The organism is Burkholderia anthinoferrum (assembly GCF_002925705.1).
GTDB lineage: Bacteria > Pseudomonadota > Gammaproteobacteria > Burkholderiales > Burkholderiaceae > Burkholderia > Burkholderia semiarida.
Genome location: NZ_LFZP01000049.1, coordinates 85221 through 99579 on the forward strand (window position 1 = coordinate 85221; position 14359 = coordinate 99579).

15 protein-coding genes and 1 pseudogene are annotated in these 14359 nt (G+C 67.3%); 9 read left to right on the top strand and 7 right to left on the bottom strand.

Features of this window, described 5'->3' with window-relative positions; all coding sequences use genetic code 11:
• Positions 1-27: 27 nt before the first annotated feature.
• Both C5F75_RS36420 and C5F75_RS37660 read right to left on the bottom strand, forming a co-directional pair.
• On the bottom strand, positions 28-351 hold the full coding sequence (locus C5F75_RS36420; protein WP_124657755.1) for a hypothetical protein: 324 nt from the start codon (positions 349-351) through the stop codon (positions 28-30).
• A 398-nt stretch (positions 352-749) separates the two neighbouring features.
• Positions 750-866, bottom strand: a pseudogene (locus C5F75_RS37660) (IS5/IS1182 family transposase); the annotation flags it as partial.
• Between the two features lie 155 nt (positions 867-1021).
• Between C5F75_RS37660 and C5F75_RS19345 the strand changes: the two are divergent.
• From C5F75_RS19345 to C5F75_RS19355, 3 genes are all read left to right on the top strand, one after another.
• Positions 1022-2311 (top strand): NAD(P)/FAD-dependent oxidoreductase, encoded by a 1290-nt coding sequence (locus C5F75_RS19345; RefSeq protein ID WP_059584639.1) that lies wholly within the window; start codon positions 1022-1024, stop codon positions 2309-2311.
• Between the two features lie 17 nt (positions 2312-2328).
• Positions 2329-2886: a helix-turn-helix domain-containing protein gene (locus tag C5F75_RS19350; RefSeq protein WP_059584641.1), complete on the top strand. Its 558-nt coding sequence runs from the start codon at positions 2329-2331 to the stop codon at positions 2884-2886.
• A 157-nt stretch (positions 2887-3043) separates the two neighbouring features.
• Entirely contained in the window at positions 3044-4390 is a 1347-nt protein-coding gene (locus tag C5F75_RS19355; protein ID WP_059584643.1) for a glutamine synthetase family protein, read from the top strand.
• Positions 4391-4523: 133 nt separating this feature from the next.
• On the opposite strand, the gene C5F75_RS19360 is transcribed toward C5F75_RS19355, so the two are convergent.
• The 4 genes from C5F75_RS19360 to C5F75_RS19375 all read right to left on the bottom strand — a co-directional run bounded on the left by C5F75_RS19360 (position 4524) and on the right by C5F75_RS19375 (position 8991).
• Positions 4524-4913 carry a lysozyme inhibitor LprI family protein gene (locus C5F75_RS19360; RefSeq protein ID WP_059584645.1) on the bottom strand — a complete coding sequence of 130 codons (390 nt, stop codon included), beginning with the start codon at positions 4911-4913 and terminating at the stop codon, positions 4524-4526.
• Positions 4914-4968: 55 nt separating this feature from the next.
• The gene (locus C5F75_RS19365; RefSeq protein ID WP_104012616.1) at positions 4969-5733 is read right to left on the bottom strand and encodes an N-acetylmuramoyl-L-alanine amidase family protein; all 765 of its coding nucleotides are present in this window, start codon (positions 5731-5733) and stop codon (positions 4969-4971) included.
• A gap of 124 nt (positions 5734-5857) precedes the next feature.
• A complete protein-coding gene (locus tag C5F75_RS19370) occupies positions 5858-7477 on the bottom strand; it encodes an FAD-dependent oxidoreductase (RefSeq protein ID WP_104012617.1) in 1620 nt (539 codons plus the stop codon).
• On the bottom strand, positions 7477-8991 hold the full coding sequence (locus tag C5F75_RS19375) for a polyamine aminopropyltransferase (RefSeq protein ID WP_104012618.1): 1515 nt from the start codon (positions 8989-8991) through the stop codon (positions 7477-7479). The genes C5F75_RS19370 and C5F75_RS19375 overlap by 1 nt, the downstream gene beginning before the upstream one ends.
• A 121-nt stretch (positions 8992-9112) precedes the next feature.
• On the opposite strand from C5F75_RS19375, the gene C5F75_RS19380 reads away from it, so the two are divergent.
• Genes C5F75_RS19380 through speD form a run of 5 tightly spaced genes read left to right on the top strand, consistent with a single transcriptional unit; the run spans position 9113 to position 12650 of the window.
• Complete coding sequence (locus C5F75_RS19380) at positions 9113-9499, top strand: DUF350 domain-containing protein (RefSeq protein WP_006480820.1); 387 nt, start codon at positions 9113-9115, stop codon at positions 9497-9499.
• 27 nt (positions 9500-9526) lie between these two features.
• A complete protein-coding gene (locus tag C5F75_RS19385; protein WP_060310622.1) occupies positions 9527-10567 on the top strand; it encodes an SPFH domain-containing protein in 1041 nt (346 codons plus the stop codon).
• A gap of 9 nt (positions 10568-10576) precedes the next feature.
• Complete coding sequence (locus tag C5F75_RS19390; RefSeq protein ID WP_104012619.1) at positions 10577-12091, top strand: DUF4178 domain-containing protein; 1515 nt, start codon at positions 10577-10579, stop codon at positions 12089-12091.
• Complete coding sequence (locus tag C5F75_RS36830; RefSeq protein WP_155634559.1) at positions 12088-12237, top strand: hypothetical protein; 150 nt, start codon at positions 12088-12090, stop codon at positions 12235-12237. The genes C5F75_RS19390 and C5F75_RS36830 overlap by 4 nt, the downstream gene beginning before the upstream one ends.
• Positions 12234-12650, top strand: a complete 417-nt coding sequence (speD, locus tag C5F75_RS19395) for an adenosylmethionine decarboxylase (RefSeq protein WP_104012620.1) — start codon at positions 12234-12236, stop codon at positions 12648-12650. The genes C5F75_RS36830 and speD overlap by 4 nt, the downstream gene beginning before the upstream one ends.
• On the opposite strand, the gene C5F75_RS19400 is transcribed toward speD, so the two are convergent.
• Positions 12613-13065, bottom strand: coding sequence for an SRPBCC family protein (locus C5F75_RS19400; RefSeq protein ID WP_059584660.1), 453 nt, complete (start codon positions 13063-13065; stop codon positions 12613-12615). The two genes, speD and C5F75_RS19400, sit on opposite strands and share 38 nt — an antisense overlap.
• A gap of 191 nt (positions 13066-13256) precedes the next feature.
• On the opposite strand from C5F75_RS19400, the gene C5F75_RS19405 reads away from it, so the two are divergent.
• The gene (locus C5F75_RS19405; RefSeq protein ID WP_027789549.1) at positions 13257-14297 is read left to right on the top strand and encodes a bifunctional nicotinamide-nucleotide adenylyltransferase/Nudix hydroxylase; all 1041 of its coding nucleotides are present in this window, start codon (positions 13257-13259) and stop codon (positions 14295-14297) included.
• Positions 14298-14359 lie beyond the last annotated feature (62 nt).

Below are 14359 nucleotides of genomic sequence, written 5' to 3' on the forward strand. Positions count from 1 at the left end.
AACATTCGAAAGCGGAATAACGCCGGGCTAGATGGCATCTTTCGTTTCTGAAAAATATAGGAATGTTCTTTCGATTGACGTCGGCCCACATCCTGGGCGTAAAAATATTCGGTTGGTGGCGGTTACGAAGGCCTGGCTCGTCATGACGGCGTCGGTGCCGGTCGCGACGCGCGCAAGCGCGCGATTGCCCGCCGCTGCGTCTGCCGTGCCTGTCGCGCGGCCGGCGGCGGCCGCCTCGCTCGTATCCGGGCCGCTGCCGCACGCCGAAAGCGCGAGTGCGCCGAGGCTGTAGAGGAACGTGCGACGGGAAAGGCCAGCACTCGCTTCAAGTCGATGTTTCGTGTCGCTCATGTTCGTATCGTTACGTCCGTAATGTTGGCCACGCGGAGACGAAACTCTCACGCGGCGGCGGCAAACGTTTTCGCTTGCGCGCGTATGCCGGGGACGGCGAACCCGCCTTGTTATCGAACGCGTGGTGAAAATATATAGGTGTAGAAACTGTGGATTCTCAAAAATGCTCACAAGGAAGTGCGTGCGAAGCCTTGACCGCAGCGAATGTTTCGTTGCTCCGGTTGGCGATCCCATCCGCTAAGGAACGCTAACAGAACGATTTTTGAACGTGCCTCCAGCAGATGATTCAGACGGCGATTTTCATGAACGCCTCATGTATGGTGGCGAGGCGTTCGAACCGGATACGCAGTGGGATTGGGTCCTGCTTTCGACCCGATCCCACTGTATGAATGGAGGGCGACGCCGCGATCGTCGAGACGCTTGCGTCCGGGGTATCGCGTCGGACGCCGCTTCGGTGGTGACAACAGCGGTTGGGTGAGTGACCACGATTCGTCATCGAGTATCGGTTTGGCCATGGCCTCTCGGCGAAACAACGAAGCGGTTAACGGAACGCGCGACGGGTTAGTGGCCTTCGCAATTTATTTTGTTGGAATTTCTTGGCGTTGCTTCCGTGAAATTGTCGTGCTAGTTTTTCATGAAATGTCGCAGCAATATTTTCACGGAGGCTCGCATGTTCGTGCAGTCCGACCGTCACGTCGCAAGCTACTACGCCGGTACCTACCCGGCGCCGATCCCGCATCGGCCGGCGCTGGACGAACGTGTCGACGCCGACGTGCTGGTCGTCGGCGCGGGCTTCAGCGGGCTGCATACGGCGCTGCGGCTCGCGCTCGCCGGCAGGCGCGTCGTCATGCTCGAAGCGAGCCGCGTCGCGTGGGCCGCGTCGGGCCGCAACGGCGGACAGGCGCTGCTCGGCTGGTCGTGCGACATGCGGCCGCTCGAGGATGCGCTCGGCCGCGACGGCGCCCGGTTGCTCTGGGACAGCATGCGCTGGGCGGCGGCCGAAGTGCGCGAACTGCCGGCGCGACACGGTTTCGACATCGACTACCGGCCCGGCAGCCTGTGGGCCGCGGTGCGGCCGCGGCGCGTCGCGATGCTGGCGCAGGCGCGCGACGAGGCCGCCGAGCGCTGGGGCTACGACCGGTTGCGCATGATAGGCCGTGACGAGATGCCCGAATGGATCGGCGGCACGCGCTATCTCGCGGCGCTTCACGATCCGGAGGCCGGCCACCTGAATCCGCTCAAGCTCGCACTCGGCCTCGCGCGAACGATCGAGCGCGCGGGCGGCCGCATCTTCGAACAGAGCCGCGTGCTCGACTGTCGCGAGACGGCCGGCGGCCACGTCGCCCGCACGGCGCGCGGCGAAGTGCGCGCGGACGTGCTGGTGCTCGCGTGTAACGCATACGTCGACCGGCTCGATCGCGACCTTGCGCGCCGGCTGCTGCCGGTCGGCACGTACCAGGTCGCAACCGCGCCGCTCGCACCCGACGTCGCGCGGGCGCTATTGCCGCGCAACAGTTGCGTGATCGACAACCAGTTCGTGCCCGACTATTTCCGCCTGAGCCCCGACAACCGGCTGCTGTTCGGCGGCGGCTGCACGTATCTCGGCGGCATTCCGGCCGATATCCCGGCGGCGACGCGCCCGCGCCTCGAACGCGTGTTCCCGCAACTGGCCGGCGTGCCGCTCGACTACGCGTGGGGCGGTCACATCGACATCAGCATGCGCCGCACGCCGGACATCGGCCGCCACGGGCAGCGCTTCTGGCTGCAGGGCTTTTCGGGGCATGGCGTGCTGCCGACGCTCGCCGGCGCGCGCGCGGTGGCCGATGCCGTGCTCGGCGACGCGCATCTGCTCGCGCAGTATCAGCGCATTCGCAACCCGCGCTTTCCCGGCGGCGACCGGCTGGCCGCGCCGCTGGAGGCGATCGGCAAGGTCTGGTACCGCCTGCGCGATACCGTTTGATTGCATCGGAATCCTTCATGAACGAACAGGAAGAGATAGAAAGTCTGGCGATCCTGATCCGCGACCTGCGCAAGCATCGCAAGGTCACGCTGAGCGATCTCGCCGAACGGATCGGCCGCTCGGTCGGCTTTCTGTCGCAGGTCGAGCGCGGGCTGTCGCGTCCGACGGTCGCGGATCTCACCGCGATCGGCGAGGTGCTCGGCGTGCCGACCACGTATTTTTACAGCCTGAGCAAGCCGCGCAGCGTGCCGTGGGTCACGCGGCCCGACGAACGCCGCACCGTGCATTACGCAGCCGGCATTACCGACATTCTCGTGTCGCCGAACATGCGTTCGCGCTTCTCGATCCTCGAAAGCCATCTCGCGCCGGGGGCGAGCAGCGGCGAGCGGCCGGTCGACGACAGCGACGAGCAGGGCGGCTTCGTGCTCGAAGGAGCGCTGACGATCTGGATCGACGGCGACGACACGCCCGTCACGCTCGGCCCGAACGATGCATTCCAGCTTCCCGCGCACAAGCGCTTCCGGTATGCGAACCTGACCGACGCGCCGACGCGCGTGATCTGGGTATTTACCTGAGCTGAATGGTCGGCGGGGCGGGCGCCTCCGCAGTCCGTCGCGCCACACGGCCTGTTTGCAGTACTGATCGACATGCGGCATGCGTTGCGCCGTGCGCCGCATGAATCCGGTTCGCCGCGTTGCGGCACCGCCCTACAAGACATGGAAAGGATGAGACATGACTGACGTCGTTCCCGCGCTGGTCGGTGAAGTCCGCGCATTCCGGCAGGCGCACCCCGAGATCCGTTATGTCGACCTGATCTGCCTCGACCTGCCCGGGCATTTCTACGGCAAGCGCTATCCGATCGACGCGCTCGAGAAAGTCGCGTCCGGCTCGCTGCTGAAGCTGCCGCAGAACTGCGTGCTGCTCGGCACGCAGGGTGGCCTCTACAAGATCGGCGATTACTGTTTCAACGACGGCGATCCCGACGCGCCGCGCCGCCTGATCCCCGGCACGCTGAAGCCTGTGCGGTGGGAGCGGCAGCCGCTCGCGCAGATGCTGATCAGCTCCGACGGTACCGATTCGCCGATCGAATTCGAGCCGCGCGAGGTGCTCGCGCGCGTGCTGCGGCGGTTCGCGGCGCGCGGCATCCGGCCGGTCGTCGCATTCGAGCTCGAGTTCTACCTGTTCGCCGCGCAGCTTGTGGAAGGCATGCCGCAGTATCCGCGCGATCGTCTCAGCGACGACCGCGACGATCGACCGAACATGCATATCGAGCGCCTGTCGCGCTTCTCCGAGGTGTTGCACGAGATGGTCGACGCCGCGTGCGACCAGGGTGTCGATGCGACGGTGATCACCGCCGAGCTCGGGCCCGGCCAGTTCGAGATCAATTTCGGGCATACCGACGACGCGCTGCGCGCAGCAGACTGGTCGGCGCTGTTCTGCCGCAGTACCCGCGGCGTCGCGTTGCGGCATGGCTATCGCGCGAGCTTCATGGGCAAGCCGTATCTGCATGCGCCGGGCAGCGGGATGCACGTGCACGTGAGCCTGTATGACGATGCGGGACGCAACGTGCTTGCGGCAGACGGGCAGCGGCCGTTGCGGCACGCGGTGGCCGGCTGCCTCGCGCTGCTGCCGCATTGCATGCCGGTGTTCGCGCCGAATCACAACGCGTTTCGCCGCTACGGGTCGATGGTGAACGCGGCGAGCCGCGCGAGCTGGGGCTTCGAGGATCGCGACGCGTGCATCCGGATTCCGGCGTCGGACACACGCAACCTGCGGATCGAGCACCGGCTCGCGAGCGCGGATGCGAACCCGTACCTGGTGCTGGCGGCGATCCTGAGCGGGATGGAGCACGGGCTCGATGCACGGCTCGAGCCGATCGCGCCGCTCAACGACGATCGCGGCAGCGGCATCGATTTTCCGAAGGAGATGCTGTCGGCGGTCGCCGCGATGCGGGACCATCCGGCCGTGCGCAAAGGGCTCGGCAGCGAGTTCGTGATGGTGTATTGCGAGAACAAACGTCAGGAGGAGCTGGATTTCCGCAACGAGATCGGCGCGCGGGAGTATCGGTGGTTTCTGTGATTGCCGCGCGCGTCGGAAAAGTCGATCAGGGAAGGGGGCGATCGTCGTCGTGTTCGACGTCAAGCGCCCTCGTGTGATTCCTTTCGGGGTGCAATGCCGCAAAACGCGTCGCGGCATCGCATGCGTCGCGCCCTTACTCCCCGAGCTTCGACGTCACGCACCCGGTGCTCGAGCATTCGCGCTCACGCTCGCGCAGGAACGACAGCCGCGCCTGCGTCATGTCGTTCGCGCACTGGATATCGACGAGGTAGCTGCTGCCGCGCGTCTCGCTGCACTGCGCATCGCGTTGTTTCAGCCACGCGAGTTGCCCGGACTTCAGCGCCGCCTGCTGGTCGCCGCTCAGTTGCTTGCGTAGCCGGCCGTACTCGTCGTTGAGATCGCGGTCGGACTGCGAGAACTGCGTGCTCGTGCAATACACCTGGTCGAACGCGCTGCGCGGCTTCCCGCAGCCGGCCGCATGCGCGGCGAACGGAACGGCAAGGGCGAGCAACGCGCAGGACGCGAGCAGATTCTTTTTCTTCATGGTGAGTCTCCTGACTGGGGTGAAAACCGGTGAACCGGGCGGGCGATACCGTCGTTTATCCGGGCGTCGTACACGCGTCGATGCCGCCCGCGATCGCGGCGGACAGGCGCTGGATCGTCTCGCGTCGCGCGAGCCGCGCTTCTTCGTCCGGATTGACGATCACGCCCGCCTCGACGAGCACGGCGGGAATCGGCGCGGTGCGCAGCACGACGAGATCGTCGAAGCGATGGATGCCGAGTGGCGGGTCGATCAGCGGGCGGTTCTCGCCCTTGATCGGCTGCGCGTGATAGAGCGACGGCCGTTCGCCGGCCGCGACCAGCCGCTCGGCGATCGCCTTCGCGCAACGCAGGCTTTCCGCATAGTGCGGGTTGCGCGCCGACACGAACACCGAGAAGCCGCGGAATTCGCGCTGCCGGCCCGCGTCGATGAACTGTTGCTGCATCGAGTCGTGATGGATCGATACGAACAGGTTCGCGTCGGGCGCTTGCGTCGAGCGCCGATCGAGCGCGATCTCGCGGCCGTCCGCCGACGTGCGCAGCACGCGATCGCCGTGTGCGGCGAGTGTGTCGGCGACCGCGCCGGACAGGTCGAGGTTGTACAGGTATTCGACGCGGCCGCTGGCGCCGGTGGAGCCCGGATGCGCGGGCGTGTGGCCGGTGTCGACGACGATGTAGCGCCCGGACGTGGGCACGGCAGCGGTCGTGCCGGCGGCGTCGGCCGCATGCAGCGCCAGTGGCGCGCCGAGGAGCGGGGCGCACGCGAGCACGCGCGCGGCGGCGCGCACGAACGGGCGAAGGCGTCGGAGGGTTTGGTTCGTCATTGTTGTTGTCGAGAAGGGCGTGCGGCGCGTCGAACGGCGCGCCACCGTCGGCCTGCTCAATGCAGTCGGAATGTCGCGCGATTATAGCGGGTGGCGGCGACGCCGCAATGACGAACGGCGGTTGTCAGGCCAGCACGCGCCGGGCCGCCAGCATGCCCCAGTACGACGCTTCCTCGAACAGCGACAGCCCGGACAGGTCGGCATGCGCGAACACGACGGGGCCGTCGGCCTCGCGCAGCGCGAGCAGCCCCGGTCGGCTCAGGAAGCCGACGTCGGGTGTCGCCATCGCATGGCCGCGCACGGTGATCTCGAGTGCGGTCGCATGCTTCCACAGCTCGCGTCCGTACACGGCCTGCAGGTCGATTGCCGCCTGCTCGCGCAACGCGTCGGGCTTCGCCTGCGCGAGCCAGCGGCGCGTATCGTCCGGCGTTTGCGTGCTCAATGCCTGATAGGCGGAGAAGACGGAGCGCGTCGGCGGCGACATCCGGATCAACTGGTGCGTCGACACGACATAGCCGAGCCCCGCGCTGTCGTAGACGACGTTGTCCCACGCGAGCGGTACGCCGGCTTCCTCGGCCGGCATGCCGTCGAGCAGGAAATTGGACACGAGCCACGGCGCGCGCGGCGGCAGATCGCGCGCGGGATCGAAGCCGTATGCGGGCATCTGCGGAAACACGCGCGCCGCGACGAACAGCGGCGTCGCGGAAACGACCCGGCGCGCCTTCAGCATGAACGTCGACAGCGCGCCGTCGTGGCCGACGCGGGCGCACAGCACGTCGACGCCGCCCGCACGTTCGGTCGCGCGCACCGCGAAGCCGTCCCGCGACCATGCGTTCGAGCCGGTGCGTGCGGCGATCGAATCGCCCAGCTTCGTCACCATCGTGTGCAGCCCGTCGGGCCAGGTCAGCACCGCGCCGTCGCCCGCGTCGCCCGCATGGCCGCCGCGCGACGAGAAATAGTGCAGCCCGGCCCATGCGGAGACGTGCTCGTAACCGGCGCCGTAGTCGTCGCGGCAGCAATAGTCCAGATACCAGTGCAGCGCCTTCGCGGTGTAGCCCTCGTCGCGCAGCCACTGGCGAAACGAGCGCCGGTCGAGTGCGCGCCAGCGCGGGTCGCGCGACGATTCCGCGATCGGGATGCAGAACACCTTGCGGCCGTCGGTGCCGCGCGCGGTGCGCAGCCCGTCGGTGTACGCGAAGAAGCGCGCCTGCTGCGCGAGTGCGTCGGCGTCGAGGCCGGCGGTCGGCACGATGCCGTCCTGCCACTGCCCGCCGATGAACAGCCGTTCGTCCGGTGCGTGGACGAGGGCACGCTCGTCGTACACGGGGCGCGCGGAGAACGGCGCGGATTCGATCACGCCGAGATCGGCGAGCATGTCGCGCAGATGCACGGATTCGAGCGACGGCAGCGGCAGGTAGTGCGCGCCCTTCGGATAGCCGAGCTCGCCGAAGCGGCCACCGGCCGCGTTGCCGCCGAATTCGGGGCCGGCGAGGACCGTGAAGCGCGTATGACCGGCGCGCGCGAGCTGCCATGCGCACGACAGCCCGGCCGCGCCGGCGCCGAGAATCGCGACGTCCGTCTCGATCGTGCCGGACGGCGGCGGCAGCGTGGCATGGTCGCGCAGCGCATGGCCTTCGCGCATGCCGGGGTAGTCGATGCGCGGCGTCGTCTCGATCCAGCCGGTGCGGCCGCAGGCGGCGAGCGACGCGGCCGCCGACGCGACGAGGAACGTGCGACGGTCCATCAGCGCAGTACGTGCTTCCAGTCGTCGTCGAAGCGGCGCACGAGCGGCTGGTCGTTGAGTTCGTTCGGCGACATCGGCAGCGCCGGCATGTCGGCCGGAAAGTGGAACATCTCGGCGGCCGTTTGCGGATCGAGCCAGCGCGTCGGCACCGAGTAGTGCGTCGGCACCGTGAAATCGCGGCGCTTGCCGGCGATCACGAAGCCCCAGTCGCCGAACGACGGCACGTAGCAGTGGTACGGCCACGTGTTGAACCCGGCTTCGCGCAGCGTCGCGATGATGGTCCAGTACGCATGCGGCGCGAAATACGGCGACGTCGACTGGATCACCGTGTAGCCGTTCTCCGACAGGTGCCGCGCGAGCAGCCGGAATACGGGCACCGAATACAGGCGGCCGAGCCCGAAGTTGGTCGGATCGGGGAAGTCGACGACGATCGCGTCGTACACGTCGGCATTCGCTTCGAGCCAGCGCACCGCGTCGTCGTTGATCACCTGCACGCGCGGATCCTTCAGCGCGCCCTGGTTCAGCTTGACGAGCGGCGCGGACGTCGAGAACAGCTTCGTCATCGCGGGATCGAGATCGACGAGCGTGATGCGTTCGAGATTGCGGTGCTTGAGCAGTTCGCGCACCGCGAGGCCGTCGCCGCCGCCCAGCACGAGCACGCGCTTGGCCCACGGCAGCGCCTCGATGGCCGGATGGATCAGCGCTTCGTGATAGCGGTGCTCGTCGCGCGACGAGAATTGCAGGTTGCCGTTCAGGTACAGCCGCATGTCGTCGTGCCACTGCGTGAGCACGATGCGCTGGTACGGCGTCGTTTCCGAATAGATCGTCTCGTCGCCGTATACGCCGCGCTCGGCCCAGTGCGTGATGCGCTCCGACAGCGCGAACCCGGCGATCAGCAGCCCGATCACGAGCGACGCGCGCATCAGCTTGCCGCGCACGTTGCGGATTTCGTCGCGGAACAGGTGGGTCGTCCACAGTGCGACGAATGCGTTCAGGAGCCCGAACAGGAAGCTCGTACGCAGCAGGCCGAGACGCGGCGCGAGCACGAGCGGGAAGATCAGCGACACGGCGAGCGAGCCGAGATAGTCGAAGGTCAGCACCTCGCTGACGGTATGGCGGAACGCCTGGCGCCGCTGCTGGAACGCGCGCATCACGAGCGGAATTTCCATCCCGATCAGCAGGCCGAGCGCGAGCACCAGTGCGTAAAGCGCCGCGCGAAACGGTGCGGCGAGCCAGGCGAACACGACGAACAGCAGCGCGGCCGATACGCCGCCGAGCAGGCCGACGAGCAGCTCGATGTCGACGAAGCGGTCGAGCACGTCGTCGTCCTCGACGAACTTCGCGAGCCACGAGCCGATCCCCATCGCGAACAGGTAGCAGCCGATCACCGACGAGAACTGCAGGATCGAATCGCCGAGCAGGTAGCTCGACAGCGCGCTGCTGATCAGTTCGTAGCCGAGCCCGCACGACGCGAGCACGAGGATCGACAGGACGAGCGCACGCTTATGCAGCATCGCGCATCCGTTGTGCAGTGTTCGGCAATGTGGATATACTGGCGCGGATTTTCGTCTGGCGGCCCCGCGCGGGCCGACCGGCGACGGGGCGGCGAACCGAGCACAAAATCCGAGGAAAAGAATGAATAGTGCCTATCTTTATGCGGTTCATTTACTGTCGGCGTTCGTGCTGCTTCTTGTGTTCGCGGCAGTGTACCTGAAGGTCACCCCGTTCGACGAACTCGCGCTGATCCGCGACGGCAACGCGGCCGCGACGCTGTCGTTCGGCGGCGCGCTGATCGGTTTCTGCCTGACGCTCGCGTCCAGCATCGCGCACAATTCCACGCTCGGCGAAGTCGTGATCTGGGCCGTCGGCGCGATGATCGTGCAACTGATCACCTATGCGGTGCTGACGCGCGTGATGCCCGGCATGAATCATGCGATCGAGGATCGCAACGTCGCGATGGGCGGCCTGATGGGCACCGCGTCGCTCGTCGTCGGCATCATCAATGCCGCCTGCCTGACCTGACGCGCCACGCGCTTCGAGGAGACCGACATGAGTCTGGGTTCATTCATCCGCAAGCAGTTCATCGACGTCCTGCAATGGACGGAAGACACCGACGGCGTGCTGGCCTGGCGCTATCCGATGGAAGACCAGGAAATCCAGTACGGCGGCAAGCTGACCGTGCGCGAAACGCAGGTCGCGATCTTCGTCAACGAGGGCAAGGTTGCCGACGTGTTCCAGCCGGGGCTCTATACGCTGGAAACGCGCACGCTGCCGGTGCTCACGAACCTGAAGAACTGGGACAAATTCTTTCAGTCGCCTTTCAAGTCGGACGTCTACTTCTTCAGCACGCGGTTGCAGCTCGGCCGGCGGTGGGGCACCGCGCAGCCGGTAACGATCCGCGATCGCGAATTCGGCTTCGTGCAACTGCGCGCGTTCGGCATCTACTCGTACCGGATCGTCGATGCGGCCGCGTTCCATCGCGAGGTCAGCGGCACGCGCGCGGCCTATACGGTCGACGATCTCGAGCAGCAACTGCGCAACCTGGTCGTCACCGCGATGAGCACGACGTTCGGCTCGGCCGACGTGCCGTTCGTCGACATGGCCGCGAACCAGTCGCTGCTGTCGCAGCGTGTCGCCGACGCGCTGGTGCCGGTGTTCACGCGCTACGGGCTCGCGCTCGACGCGTTCGCGGTCGAGAGCGTGTCGCTGCCGGCCGAGCTGCAAAAGGCCCTCGATCTGCGGATCGGAGCGGGGATGGCCGGCGATCTCGCGCGCGCCACGCAATACCAGACCGCGCAGGCGATTCCGCTCGCCGCGCAAAACCCGGGCGGCATCGCCGGGGTCGGCGCGGGGCTGGCCGCCGGTGCGGCGATCGGCCAGGCGATGGCCGGCCAGATCGCGGGCGCCGCGCAACCGGCGCAGGCTGCGCCGCCCGCGCCCGTTGCGGCGCCGATCGCCGCGGCAGCGGCCGACGGCACCGATTACGTGCAGCGGCTCGAGCAGTTGAAGGCGCTGCTCGACAAGGGCCTCGTGACCGAAGACGAATATTCGCGCGCGAAGGCCGAGATCCTCGCGAAGCTCACGCGGTAAGCGTCGCGCATGTTCCGTACCTCGTGCCCCCAATGCGGCGCGCCGGTCGAGTTTCGCTCGGCCGCGGCGGTGATGGCCGTCTGCGCGTTCTGCCGCAGCACGCTGCTCAAGCGCGGCGCCGACGTCGAGCGCATCGGCGAACTGGCCACGGTGCTCGACGATGCATCGCCGATCCAGATCGGCACGGCAGGGCGCTACGGTAACCGCGTGTTCACGGTGCTCGGCCGCCTCCAGATGACCTACGACGCCGGTGCGTGGAGCGAATGGTACGTCGTGTTCGACGACGGCGCGTTCGGATGGCTGTCGGATGCGTCGGGCCAGTACGCGATCACGGTGCGCGAACCCGACGATGCGGCAGGCCGAGCGTGGCCCGCATTCGGCACGCTCGAACCGGGCATGCGGATCGACCACGGCGGCCGCGCGTATCTGGTGTCCGACGTGCGTACCGCAAGCTGCACGGGCGGCGACGGCGAGCTGCCGTTCCGCGTCGATGCCGGGTGGGAAGCGCGCGTCGTCGACCTGCGCACCGGCAATGCATTCGCGACCTACGACTATTCCGACGCCGAGTCGAACGGCGGCATCCCGGCCGTCTATTCGGGCGAGGCGCTGGAATTCGATGCGCTCGCGTTCACGGGCTTGCGCGATACCGAAAACGATACGCGCGAGAAACGCGGCGCGGAGATGGTGCCGTTCGCGTGCCCGAGCTGCGGTGCGCCACTGTCCTATGCGCCGAACGTGGCCGACTACGTCGTGTGCGGCAACTGCCATGCGGGTGTGCAGTGCACGGCCGAGCAGCAGACCGTGTTCGCGGCGCAGCGCAAGCTCGAATCGGTGAAGGGCGCGCTCGAACTCGGCGCGATCGGCACGTTCGACGGCGTGAAGTACACGGTGATCGGCATGATGCGCTGCCGGGTGCCGGGCGACGCCGAGACATGGGACGAATACCTGTTGCTGAACCCGAAGCGCGGCTTCCTGTGGCTGGTGCAAAGCGAAGGGCGCTGGGAGCGCGTGCAGGTGCTCGACCATTGGCCGACGATCGGCGGCGAATCCAGCGTGACCGATGGCGGCAAGACCTACCGTTTGCGCGAGGAATACGAATCGGAGGTCGTCTACGCGGTCGGGGCATTCAACTGGCGCGTGCAGGCGGGCGACCGCACGTCGATCGTCGACTATGGCTGGCAGAAGGACAAGCTGACGCGCGAGCGCAGTGACGCGGAGATCGTCTGGTCGCGTGCCCGGCCGCTGTCGGGCAGCGCGCTTGCCGAGCGTTTCGGCACGCCGGCGCTTGCGACAGCCGCCGCGGCTGCCGCGGGCGCCACCGAATCGACGGGCCTGTTCGGCAGGAAGGGGCCGCACAGTTTCGCGCCGCTGCCGTTCATGTTCAGCGCGTTGCTCGTGATCTTCAACCTGGGTTCGCTGTTCTCGTTCACCGGACGCGCCGTCTACGTGCTGGTCGGCCTGCTGGTGCTGTGGCTGCCGGAATGGCTGTGGGCGCGTTTTGCGTCGGACGGGGGCAACGCGTGATCCGGTACATCCTTTACGGCATCTACGGCCTGATCGTCGTCACGCTGTTCAGTTGCGCGTCGATCGGCGGCGGCGGTTCGGGCGGTGGCGGGTGGGGCAGTTCCTCCGCGCGCAGCGGCTACTCGTCGTACGGGTCGCACAAATGACCGCGCGCGACGGGATCGCGCCGCCCTGCGCGGTGCTCGGCTCGCACGTGCTGGCCGACCTGGCCGGCATCGACGCGGCGCTGCTGCGCGACGCCGCGCGGCTCGAGGCGATCCTCACCGACGCGGCGCAACGGGCCGGCGCGCGCGTGATCGGCGCGCACTTCCACCATTTCGGCGGCGAGCATGGCGTGACGGGCGTCGTGCTGCTGGCGGAGTCGCACATCACGATCCATACGTGGCCCGAGCATCGTTTCGCGGCCGTCGACGCGTTCATGTGCGGCGCGGCGCGCGCGGCCGATGCCGTCGATGCGATCGCCACGGCGCTCGGCACGCATGCGCAGGTTCGGCAGCAGGTGGCGCGCGGGGGTGCGCCGATCAGCGCGGCAGCGCTTCGGCTTCGGCCCAGCGCTTGAACGAATCGAGACGCCGGCGCGTCTGCACGAGATAGAACGCGCCGATCAGCGGCTCCAGCAGCCAGCGCAGCCACGACGGCTGCGCCCGGAAGTGGTACGTGAACTTCACCTCGGTCGACCCGGGCGTGTGCTCGGTGAAGTTCCAGCTGCCGCTGAAGCGTTCGAGCACCTTCGGTCCTTCGACCATTTCGACGGCGGCGACCTGCGGCGGACGGTACGAGATGTAGCGCGACACCATCGTCGCGCCCGACCGGCTGCGGCAGAACGCGTCGACGCCGACGTCGGCGGTCGTTCCGTCGGGCAAATACGCATCGATGAGGAAGTTGTCCCACACGAGCCGCCGGCCGTAGTCCTGCGACCACGTGAAGAGGCGCCTGCGATCGACGTCGACGGTCCGGCTGACTGAGATCCTCATGAGGGCGGGCGCCAGGTTGCGGATTGGGATGAAATCGAGTGTAACGCGCCAATAAACGGTGTTTCGTCAGACTTCGTCAAGTCGAGTGCGAGCTCGACCCTGCTCGATTGACGTACCCCGGGATTTCCCCTAGGATTCACTTCAACCCTTCGGGACAGACCCGGAGCGTTTCAATCTCTTGAGGGAGCCTCATGAGTACGCAACAGAACCGGCGCTTCGACGCGCTCGTTTTCATTGGTCGTTTCCAGCCTCCGCATCGTGGTCACCTGAACGTGCTGAAGTCGGCACTGAGCCGGGCCGAGCGCGTGTGCGTGCTGATCGGGTCGACCGACAAGCCCCGCACCATCAAGGATCCGTTCTCGTTCGACGAGCGCCGGCAGATGCTGGCTTCGCTGCTCGACGCGTCCGAGCGCGATCGCGTGACGATCGCGCCGCTGCAGGATTCGACCTACAACGACGGCGACTGGGTGCGCTGGGTGCAGGACGCGGTTGCCTCCGCGCTCGGCGACGTCGCGCAGCGCAAGGTCGGGCTGATCGGCCACGAGAAGGACGCCACGTCGTACTACCTGCGGATGTTCCCGCAATGGGAGCTCGTCGACGTCGACGCGACGGAAGACATTTCCGCGACCGAAATCCGCGACCAGTATTTCGCCGAACGAACCAACAGCTTCGTGCAGTGGGCCGTGCCGGAACCCGTGTTCGGCTGGCTCGAGCGGTTCCGCACGCAGCCGGAATTCGCGCAACTGAAGTCGGAAGCCGAATTCATCGCCGCGTATCGCAAGGCGTGGGCGGCCGCGCCGTATCCCGTCACGTTCGTGACGGTCGACGCGGTGGTCGTGCACTCGGGGCATATCCTGCTCGTGCGCCGCCGCAGCGAACCGGGCCGCGGCCTGTGGGCGCTGCCGGGCGGTTTCGTGAACCAGGACGAACGGCTCGATGCGGCCTGCATCCGCGAATTGCGCGAGGAAACCGGGCTCAAGCTGCCGGAGCCGGTGCTGCGCGGCTCGATCAAGGATCGCCAGGTGTTCGATCACCCGACGCGCTCGCTGCGCGGCCGCACGATCACGCATGCGTGCCTGTTCAACTTTCCGACCGGCGAGCTGCCGCGCGTGAAGGGCAGCGACGACGCCGACAAGGCGCGCTGGGTCCCGCTCAACGAATTCGCGCAGATGCGCAACGTGATGTTCGAGGATCACTTCGACATCGCGTATCACTTCCTGGGGAAGCTGTGACGCGCTGATTCCCCGCATCCGGTCCGCCGCGACAGACGCGGCGGCACTTCAACGGCCTAGAG

What these genes read in the sequence shown, in the direction of transcription:
- C5F75_RS19345 (WP_059584639.1), top strand. Translation starts at nt 1,022, where the DNA reads ATGTTCGTGCAGTCCGACCGTCACGTCGCAAGCTACTACGCCGGTACC.
- C5F75_RS19380 (WP_006480820.1), top strand. Translation starts at nt 9,113, where the DNA reads ATGAATAGTGCCTATCTTTATGCGGTTCATTTACTGTCGGCGTTCGTG.
- C5F75_RS19365 (WP_104012616.1), bottom strand. Translation starts at nt 5,733, where the DNA reads ATGACGAACCAAACCCTCCGACGCCTTCGCCCGTTCGTGCGCGCCGCC.
- C5F75_RS19355 (WP_059584643.1), top strand. Translation starts at nt 3,044, where the DNA reads ATGACTGACGTCGTTCCCGCGCTGGTCGGTGAAGTCCGCGCATTCCGG.
- C5F75_RS19390 (WP_104012619.1), top strand. Translation starts at nt 10,577, where the DNA reads ATGTTCCGTACCTCGTGCCCCCAATGCGGCGCGCCGGTCGAGTTTCGC.
- C5F75_RS19405 (WP_027789549.1), top strand. Translation starts at nt 13,257, where the DNA reads ATGAGTACGCAACAGAACCGGCGCTTCGACGCGCTCGTTTTCATTGGT.
- C5F75_RS19385 (WP_060310622.1), top strand. Translation starts at nt 9,527, where the DNA reads ATGAGTCTGGGTTCATTCATCCGCAAGCAGTTCATCGACGTCCTGCAA.
- C5F75_RS19360 (WP_059584645.1), bottom strand. Translation starts at nt 4,913, where the DNA reads ATGAAGAAAAAGAATCTGCTCGCGTCCTGCGCGTTGCTCGCCCTTGCC.
- C5F75_RS36420 (WP_124657755.1), bottom strand. Translation starts at nt 351, where the DNA reads ATGAGCGACACGAAACATCGACTTGAAGCGAGTGCTGGCCTTTCCCGT.
- C5F75_RS19375 (WP_104012618.1), bottom strand. Translation starts at nt 8,991, where the DNA reads ATGCTGCATAAGCGTGCGCTCGTCCTGTCGATCCTCGTGCTCGCGTCG.
- C5F75_RS19370 (WP_104012617.1), bottom strand. Translation starts at nt 7,477, where the DNA reads ATGGACCGTCGCACGTTCCTCGTCGCGTCGGCGGCCGCGTCGCTCGCC.
- C5F75_RS19350 (WP_059584641.1), top strand. Translation starts at nt 2,329, where the DNA reads ATGAACGAACAGGAAGAGATAGAAAGTCTGGCGATCCTGATCCGCGAC.
- C5F75_RS19400 (WP_059584660.1), bottom strand. Translation starts at nt 13,065, where the DNA reads ATGAGGATCTCAGTCAGCCGGACCGTCGACGTCGATCGCAGGCGCCTC.
- speD (WP_104012620.1), top strand. Translation starts at nt 12,234, where the DNA reads ATGACCGCGCGCGACGGGATCGCGCCGCCCTGCGCGGTGCTCGGCTCG.